Source organism: Vibrio sp. Y176 (genome assembly GCF_033438945.1).
Genome location: NZ_JAWOQS010000994.1, coordinates 1 through 555, shown reverse-complemented (window position 1 = coordinate 555; position 555 = coordinate 1). Strand labels below are relative to the sequence as shown.

At 46.8% G+C, this 555-nt stretch carries 1 protein-coding gene; it reads right to left on the bottom strand.

Annotated elements, in window-relative coordinates; translation table 11 throughout:
* Positions 1-525, bottom strand: a 525-nt coding sequence (locus R7O13_RS29825) for a LysR family transcriptional regulator (protein WP_318305587.1), incomplete at its 3' end; no start/stop codon positions are given.
* Positions 526-555 lie beyond the last annotated feature (30 nt).

The following is a 555-nucleotide window of genomic DNA, read 5'->3' as shown; positions in this document are numbered from 1 at the left end:
TGGATGATTGGTCGCAGTAATTAGGCGCATTTCGAAGTCAAACAACGGTTCATAATGTACCTCAGAACGAGGTTGAATATCCGACGTGATAACGAGATCTAACTCGCCAGCCAACAATGCGGGTAAGGGCTCAAACCCAAAGCCGGACGAAAAATCCAACGTGACGCTTGGCCACGCCAATTGATATTCCCTTAGAGCAGGCATTAGCCATTGGAAGCATGAGTGACATTCGATCGCCATGTGTAATCGACCGTTGACGTCCTCTTTCAAACTTGCCAGTTCGTTTTCTGCTCTTGCCAGCTTCGGCAAAATATCTTCCGCGAGGCGCAAGAGAATTTCACCCTCAGAGGTAAATTTTACTGGGCGAGTTTTGCGTAAAAATAACTGACCGCCAATACGAGATTCGAGATCTTTGATTTGGTGAGAAAGAGCGGATTGCGTTAAGTGCAAGGCAGTAGCCGTAGCAGTTAACGAGCCGGTGTCTCGAAGCGAAGTTAATGTTCGCAAATGTTTTAGCTCTATCATGAATCCCTTTCATCCTTTGTGGTTCGCCGT